We start from the raw sequence: 5,285 nt of genomic DNA, 5'->3' as shown, positions 1-5,285 counted from the left end.
CGATAGGCGGGGTAGTCCATTGTGAGGATAAAAAGTGCCTAGAGAAAGCGGGGCGATTCAAAGAAACCCGAGTGAAAATTGATTGCTTAACCACGCACCCCTGCAATGTACGCGGCAGTCAACTCATGTCCCGGTGCTTCGAACAGTTGCCTGCATTGTCCGTATTCAATGAGCTTTCCAACGCGTTCCTTCATCCAGAAAAATGCAGCGTAATTGGCAATTCGTTTGGCTTGAGCCAGATTGTGAGTGACGATAACAACCGTGTATTTCCCCTTCAAACGGAGAATCAGGTCTTCCACGACTGCAGAGGAGATCGGGTCCAGTGCACTGCAAGGTTCATCCATCAACAAGACCTTGGGCTCCAAAACTAGTGCACGTGCAATGCACAACCGTTGCTGCTGACCACCTGACAGACCCAGTGCCGACTGATCCAGCCGATCTTTCACTTCATCCCACAAGCCCACATTTCGCAACGCATTTTCAATGCGATCATCTAGGCTTTGACGTGCTTTCACCCCATGCTCTCTCAAGGGCATTTCCAGATTACGACGAATGCTGAGCGGAAAAGGATTCGGACGCTGAAAAATCATCCCGATGTGGGTTCTCAATACGCGCACATCGATCTGCTTGTCGTGAATGTCTTGGCCCTCGAAATAAATTTTTCCCTTTACGGCAGCATTGGGTACCAGATCGGTCAGCCTGTTAAGCGCCGACAGAAAACTCGTCTTCCCACAACCCGAAGGGCCGATCAGGGCGGTGATGCAATTTTTGTTGATCTGGAGGCTCAAATCATCCAAAGCAACTACGCCGTTGTAGGCCACCTGCAAATCCTGTATGTCCAGAATGGGTGTGGGTACACAGCAGGGGGCTCCCTGTTGAAGGTCACCCAATGTGTAAGTTGTGGCTGAAGTGTCCATCCCGTTCTCTGCTAAAAAACCGTTGTTGTTTAAACTTGGCGCGGTCATGTGAAGATCCGGCTCGCCAGCAATTTGTCAGACAATTTCAAGGCGAACAAATTGACCACGCCAATGGCCACGATCAAAACCAGCGCACTTGCATAAGCAGATTTGTCTCCACCTGGTACATTCATCGACAAATCGAAGATATGAATCGCTAATGCCCGCCCTGAATCAAACACACTTTCAGGCATACGATCAACGTAGCCGCTCGTAAAAATCAATGCGGCAGTTTCTGCCATTGCACGGCCCACACCCAACACCATGCCAGCCGCAATCGAGGGGGCTGCGGCAGGCAACAGGATTTGCCACAAGGCGGCAGACTTCGTCAGTCCCAAAGCGGCGGCCCCCTGCCGCCAACCATTATTCACCGCGGTCAGACCTGCTTCGGTGGTTCTGATGAGGATGGGCAAAACCATGCATGCCAATGTGAGTCCTCCGGCAAGTATGGAATATCCCAGGCCCAAAAAAACACAGAAGAACGCAGCACCAAACAAACCGAATACGATGGAAGGAACACCTGCCAGAATATCCAGTGACAAACGAACGATGATGACCAGTCGTCCTCCATTCCGGGTGAACTCCGACAACCAGATTGCTGTTGCAAAGGCCACAGGCACTGCAGCAATAATGGTGACCAGCAAGATCATGACGGTAGAAACCAATACACTGGATATGCCACCTTTGCGGCCGGAGCTAACTGGAAGCTCGGTGAGAAATGCCCACGACAACTTGCCAATACCGTTAAGTAGCAAATCAAACACAATCCAGCAAAACGCTCCGGCTACACAGGCTGCTGCCAGGTAAACCGCCAAAGCGAAGAGGTGGTCCGTTTGAATTGTTTTGCGGCGAACAAGGCTTTTCTGCAAATGAGTGTGGATCATGAATGGGCACGCTCACGTTGATGAACAATACACACCAGTAAAGCCACGAGAAGTGTCAGCACAAAGCCGGAAAAAAACAGGCTGGCACGGTGATCATTCATGGCATAGGCCATTTCCAGTGCAATGTTGGAAGTCAGCGTTCGCACCGGATCAAAAAGACTGGTGGGCATCGCAACCACATTGCCAGTCACCATCAGCACCGCCATGGTTTCTCCCAATGCCCTGGTAATGGTCAACACCGCACCAGCGATCAAACCTTGTCGAGCGGAAGGCACTAATATCTTGAAAGCAATCGCGGATTTTTTCATGCCCAATGCATGGCCACCATCCAAATAGGACTGAGGCACAGCCTTGAAGGCGGCTTCTGCTGTCAGCGCCACGGTGGGCAAAATCATGAGCGAAAGAATCAATACCCCTGCCAGCAAACTGGCACCCGGGGGTTGATATTGCGCGATGAGCGGCACCAGCACGGTAAGCCCCCAGAACCCAAAAACCACGGATGGAATACCGGCAAGAAGCCCCAGCAACCAGCGGTAAGGGGTGACCAACGCAGAGTGGCCGTAATACTGGGCAAAAAAAGCGCTTGCAATTCCCAGTGGCAAAGCGATTGCGATTGCACCCAAAGCACACAGTACACTGGCCGCGACCATGGGCAACAGGCCGCGTTTGCCCTCCAGTGGAAACCAAGGCTCGTTCGGGTTGAAAAAGCTCGGCGTGGACGAGTTGAGTACCGGCAGTGACTCCATGAACACAAACAGGATCACGAGGCCGACAACACTGCTGGCCGCCAAGGCCAGCACAAACGTACCAGCCTTCAGGGGAAGATCAGCGTCCGATCGGTACAAAATACTGCTCTTTCACGAGGTCATACACGGCCGGGCTTTTGGAAAAGCTTAAAAACTTCTTGCGCAAATCGGTATCCACCCCTTTGGTTACCAGAAGCAAAGGGCGAGACAAAGGAAAACTGCCATTTCGGACATTTTCCGTATTGGGCTTTACACCATTCATGGACAACATCTTCAAGGGCACTCCGTTCTCAATCTCAAACTCTGCGGAACCGATAGACACATATCCGATCGCACCCGGATTGCCAGCAACAGTCTTGATCCCTTGCTGATTGTCGCCAATCACAACCTGCGCCTTGATCTGGCTGTTCTTAAGTCCGAAATACTGGGCAAAAAGCTCAAGTGTGGAACGACCTTCTGCCTTGTTGACCACGGTGATCTTTTGATCTTTACCACCAACCTCTTTCCAGTTCTGGATTGTGCCGGTGTAAATGCCCACAATTTGAGCATTGCTCAAGTTACCAACAGGGTTGGATTTGTGAAGAATCACAGCCACACCATCCAGTGCAATGGTATGTCCTTGCAAGTCACTTTCATCAGCCTTCAAGGAACGGGACACCAAACCTACATCGGCCGTTCCATTTCGCGCATCAGCAATTCCACGGCCGCTACCACCTGTTTGTACATCAATACGTACTCCCGGATTCTGGGATTCAAAACGTTTTGCGATTTCAAGCGCCAGTGGTGCAACTGTGCTGGAACCCGTCATCGAGAGTTTATTTTCTGCAGAAAACACAGGCATTGACATCAAGCCCAAGCCACCAAACAAGGTCCAAATCGCCAATCGAGAAAAATGGAAAGTTTTTATTAGCAACATGCTCCCGTAGAGCAGTTGCCTGCACTGGCTGCTGAATCAAAGGGTATGACACTGCCACATCCTTCAAAAATGCCGTAATGACGCGAAAAATCACCAATAAACTTAAAGTGGGCATTGAATCGGGTGTCATGCAGCATGCGATAGGTGTTGCCACAAACAGGAAACACCTTGCCGGTTTCAATCAAATGATGTTTGTCGAGCAAGAAGGAATCGGGCTGATTGTCACTGCTCCCCAGATACACAACCGCCTGTCCGTAATCCTCACAGGCCGTTTCCAAACCGTTGAGTTTGAAAAGACGATACGTAGCAGAGTAAAACTTCGTCTGCCCGATCAATACGTTCAGTCGCTCGTCGGTTATCTCAAGGAGGCGGTCTTCTACAAGGCGTGGATCGGTAAACCCATTTTGTGTAGCCAGCCGCAAAAAGTCATACCAATACAAGGCCCCACCAAGGCACTCACCGTAAAGCACCGGATCACTGGCGACATTTGAAGCCAGTCGCCGATCCGAATACACGTCAGAGAAATAGAACTCGCCGCCCGGTTTCAACAACCGGTACACTTCACGAATCACGGAATCCTTGTCAGGTGAAAGGTTCACCACACAATTGGACACAATCACGTCGAAGCTGTTGTCCTCAAGACCCAATTCGTCCAAGCGCTCAATGTAACCTTGGAGGAAGGTGACATTGCTTTGTGCATAACCAAACTTTTGTCGATGGTATTCCAGGTGCCGATTGGCCACATCGAGTTGCTCCTCGGTCATGTCGACACCAACCACATGGCCGGTTTCACCAACCAGTTGCGCCAAGGCGTAAACATCACGACCTGATCCTGATCCTAGGTCCAAAACTCGTTTGCCCTTCAAATCTGTGGGGCATACAAGCCCACAGCCGTAATAGCGGCTTAGTACCTCATCGTGGATATTGGACAGAAGTGGCTTTAGCCACGAAGGCATTGAGGAAAAATCACAGCAGGCGGTGGTCTTCAGGTCGTTGCTGCTTTGTAATTGTTTGCCATAGTAGTCTTTGACCACGTCGTACATCTGTGCCTCCAGAATTTACCGATTTTTAAAAAACTTCGCGTAGTAACTGTATTCGATAACTGGAGGAGAAGGTTACATCGCATACAAATTAGTCTGCTGAGCACATCAATGCCTCGTTTGGAACGAATGCTGCCATTGAACTAACGCGCATCTGATTGATAAGCGGGGGCCTCACTGTGAGACTATTCAGAATAAGTGAAGTGGGCACAAGGCGGCTGTGATCCGCAAGTAATCCGTCGACTTGCATCACCTACTTATGGCGGATCAAAACTCAAACTCGTCTAACTCTCAGGACCAGATAGTCTTGATCGATATTATGTTCTTTAGGCATTCGGACGGATCAAATGGCGTCTCAATCAAGTCCGAAAACGCAATGAATTCTGTACTCCCAAGCTTGAAAAACACCTGTTCAAGCAGCACGTCTTGCGCTTTTTCTGCGCTTGCGCTGAGAATAAAATCAGAGCGGGTTTTGCCCTGAATCTTAGCCGCTTCGTCTATGAAATCGCGTGTCTTTGAACTTGTCCTAATCTTGATTAATCTGTCTTTCATCATGAAACCTACTGTGACGCTGCGATATCTGTAGGGGCTATCGTTCTGCGAGATTAGCGTCAATACTGAACCAAAGACTGATTAGTCACGATAAAACCCAAGTCATCACGAAGAGTCGATTTGCAAAGCCTTAAGGTCAATTACATCTTAAAGGAATTACCAAGGCATGGAAACTGAGTGCGTGTGCCTAG

At 49.8% G+C, this 5,285-nt stretch carries 6 protein-coding genes; all 6 read right to left on the bottom strand.

Features of this window, described 5'->3' with window-relative positions; genetic code table 11:
* Positions 1-86: 86 nt before the first annotated feature.
* The 6 genes from PY990_RS13380 to PY990_RS13355 all read right to left on the bottom strand — a co-directional run bounded on the left by PY990_RS13380 (position 87) and on the right by PY990_RS13355 (position 5,097).
* Positions 87-917, bottom strand: a complete 831-nt coding sequence (locus PY990_RS13380; RefSeq protein WP_275272029.1) for a phosphate ABC transporter ATP-binding protein — start codon at positions 915-917, stop codon at positions 87-89.
* 44 nt (positions 918-961) lie between these two features.
* Positions 962-1,840, bottom strand: coding sequence for a phosphate ABC transporter permease PstA (pstA, locus tag PY990_RS13375; protein WP_275272028.1), 879 nt, complete (start codon positions 1,838-1,840; stop codon positions 962-964).
* Entirely contained in the window at positions 1,837-2,685 is an 849-nt protein-coding gene (pstC, locus tag PY990_RS13370; RefSeq protein WP_275272027.1) for a phosphate ABC transporter permease subunit PstC, read from the bottom strand. The genes pstA and pstC overlap by 4 nt, the downstream gene beginning before the upstream one ends.
* Entirely contained in the window at positions 2,666-3,502 is an 837-nt protein-coding gene (locus PY990_RS13365) for a phosphate ABC transporter substrate-binding protein (RefSeq protein ID WP_275272026.1), read from the bottom strand. Before PY990_RS13365 ends, pstC begins: the two co-directional genes overlap by 20 nt.
* Positions 3,493-4,545, bottom strand: coding sequence for a methyltransferase domain-containing protein (locus PY990_RS13360; RefSeq protein ID WP_275272025.1), 1,053 nt, complete (start codon positions 4,543-4,545; stop codon positions 3,493-3,495). Before PY990_RS13360 ends, PY990_RS13365 begins: the two co-directional genes overlap by 10 nt.
* Before the next feature lie 288 nt (positions 4,546-4,833).
* Positions 4,834-5,097, bottom strand: a complete 264-nt coding sequence (locus PY990_RS13355) for a type II toxin-antitoxin system TacA family antitoxin (RefSeq protein WP_275272024.1) — start codon at positions 5,095-5,097, stop codon at positions 4,834-4,836.
* Positions 5,098-5,285 lie beyond the last annotated feature (188 nt).

This window comes from Limnobacter olei, assembly GCF_029087225.1.
Lineage (GTDB): Bacteria > Pseudomonadota > Gammaproteobacteria > Burkholderiales > Burkholderiaceae_B > Limnobacter > Limnobacter olei.
Note: the sequence above shows the minus strand (reverse complement) of the source record. Positions and strands in the feature narration are given on the sequence as shown.

What these genes read in the sequence shown, in the direction of transcription:
- PY990_RS13380 (WP_275272029.1), bottom strand. Translation starts at nt 917, where the DNA reads ATGGACACTTCAGCCACAACTTACACATTGGGTGACCTTCAACAGGGA.
- pstA (WP_275272028.1), bottom strand. Translation starts at nt 1,840, where the DNA reads ATGATCCACACTCATTTGCAGAAAAGCCTTGTTCGCCGCAAAACAATT.
- PY990_RS13365 (WP_275272026.1), bottom strand. Translation starts at nt 3,502, where the DNA reads ATGTTGCTAATAAAAACTTTCCATTTTTCTCGATTGGCGATTTGGACC.
- PY990_RS13360 (WP_275272025.1), bottom strand. Translation starts at nt 4,545, where the DNA reads ATGTACGACGTGGTCAAAGACTACTATGGCAAACAATTACAAAGCAGC.
- PY990_RS13355 (WP_275272024.1), bottom strand. Translation starts at nt 5,097, where the DNA reads ATGATGAAAGACAGATTAATCAAGATTAGGACAAGTTCAAAGACACGC.